Source organism: Dietzia sp. CW19, assembly GCF_014145265.1.
Lineage (GTDB): Bacteria > Actinomycetota > Actinomycetes > Mycobacteriales > Mycobacteriaceae > Dietzia > Dietzia natronolimnaea.
Genome location: NZ_JAALEE010000516.1, coordinates 1 through 1,978, shown reverse-complemented (window position 1 = coordinate 1,978; position 1,978 = coordinate 1). Strand labels below are relative to the sequence as shown.

Sequence of the window (1,978 nt, the reverse complement as noted above, 5' to 3'; positions counted from 1 at the left end):
TCGAGCCGCTGTTCGATCATGTGCCCGAGGGCGGCGGTGATGAGGTCCTCACGGGTCGGGAAGTGGTGTTGCGCGGCGCCCCGTGAGACGCCGGCGGCGGCGGCCACCGCGCCCACGGTGGTCGCCGCCCAGCCCTGCGTGGCGAGGAGGTCGATCGAGGCACCCAGGAGGCGTTCCCGCGTGAGGCGACTACGGTCCTGCTTGGGGGCCCGCTGCTCGGGTGCCGTCATTGCTCCTCCTGTTACCAGTCCTGCTCGTCGTAGATGATCACACCGCGGATGTTCTTGCCGTCGCGCATGTCCTGGTACCCCTGGTTGATCTCGTCGAGCCGGTACGTCCTGGTGACCAACTCGTCGAGCTTGAGGTTCCCGGCCCGGTACTGGTGCAGCAGGTGCGGGATCTGCTTGCGCGGGCCGGTGCCACCGAAGATCGCCCCCTGCAGGGTCTTCTGCTGCATGGCCAGGTCGAGGATGGAGATCTGCGCGTCGACGGCCATCATGTCCCCCAGCCCCACGACCACGCAGCGGCGCCCCTTGCCGGTGAGCATCAGCCCGGGCAGCAGGTCCTTCCCGTCCACCACTCCCATGGTGAGCAGGACCAGGTCCGCCATGCGCCCCCAGCTGAGCTCCCCCACCAGCGCCATGGCGTCGTCCATCGAGGCACACGTGTGTGTCGCCCCGAACTCCATCGCCTTCTCCCGCTTGAACTCCACCGGGTCCACGGCCACGATGACGCGCGCCCCCGCCGCGGCGGCGCCCTGGACGGAGTTGATCCCGATCCCGCCCACGCCGACCACCACCACGACGTCGCCCTCCTTGGCCTGGCCGATCTCGGTGGCCGAGCCCCACCCCGTGCAGACACCGCATCCGAGCAGGGCGGCCTTGTCCAGGGGGATGTCCTTCTCGATCTTGACGACCGAGGACTGGTGGACGGTGACGTGCGGCGCGAAGGTGCCCAGGACGCACATGGTCGCCACGGGTTCGCCGTCGGCGGTGTGCACCCGGTAGCCGTCGTCGCTGATGGCCCGGCCGCTCAGCAGCCCGGCGCCGTTGTCACAGAGGTTCTGCAGCCCCTCGGAACAGGGCGGGCAGGTGCCGCAGGCGGGGATGAACGCCAGGACGACGTGATCCCCCACCTCGAGCCCGGTGACACCCTCTCCCACCTTGGTCACCACGCCCGCGCCCTCGTGGCCACCCATGATCGGATAGGTCTCGAACTGCAGGTCCCCCGTGAGCAGGTGCTCGTCCGAGTGGCACAGCCCCGAGGCGGCGAGTTTGACCTGCACCTCCCCCGCCTTGGGGTCGTCGATGTCGACGTCGACGATCTCCCAGGCGTCCTGCTTGGGTTCACGGATGATGGCTGCTCTGGTGCGCATGGCATTACCTCTCGGGTTGGACGTGGGCGATGTGGTGACGGTCACACATCAACGACATCGCATACGCTACGCGTCCGGCGTCGCCCAGGAGGGCGGTCGGCGCTCAAGAAATGCGGTCATCCCCTCGGCGACCTCGGCGGTGGTGAACAGGCGGGCGGTCACCCCGGCCAGGTCCTCTCCACGGGCGTCGAGATCGGCCAGCATCGGCGCCGCCAGCAGCGCCTTGTTCTCCGCCAGTCCCTGCGGTGAACAGGGCCGGAACGCGGCGACGAGCTCGTCGACGGCCGCGTCGACGTCGTCGACCGCCTCCGAGAGCAGGCCGATCCGACTCGCGTGCGCCGAGTCGAACTTCTCACCGGTCAGCAGGGCGCGTGCGAGGTCCCGTGAGTTGATCCGCGCCGCCAGCGGCACCGAGATCATGGCCGCCGCCAGACCGAGGCGGACCTCGGTGAGCGCAAACGTCGACGTCGGCCCGGCGAGGGCGAGGTCGCAGGCGGCCACCAGTCCCATCCCGCCGGCGCGGACGTGGCCGTCCACGGCGGCGATCACGGGCTTGGGGTGCGAGATGATCGCCCGGAGCAGCCCGAGGAACACCCGGGTCCG

The 1,978-nt window shown here is 69.9% G+C and carries 3 protein-coding genes; all 3 read right to left on the bottom strand.

The window, feature by feature from the left end:
• On the bottom strand, window positions 1–230 hold a 230-nt coding region (locus G6021_RS14710), incomplete at its 3' end, for a TetR family transcriptional regulator (RefSeq protein ID WP_182641604.1).
• Window positions 231–241: 11 nt separating this feature from the next.
• Window positions 242–1,375 carry an NDMA-dependent alcohol dehydrogenase gene (locus G6021_RS14705; RefSeq protein ID WP_182641603.1) on the bottom strand — a complete coding sequence of 378 codons (1,134 nt, stop codon included), beginning with the start codon at window positions 1,373–1,375 and terminating at the stop codon, window positions 242–244.
• Window positions 1,376–1,441: 66 nt separating this feature from the next.
• Window positions 1,442–1,978: enoyl-CoA hydratase-related protein (locus tag G6021_RS14700; RefSeq protein WP_182641602.1), on the bottom strand; the 537-nt coding region annotated here is incomplete at its 5' end.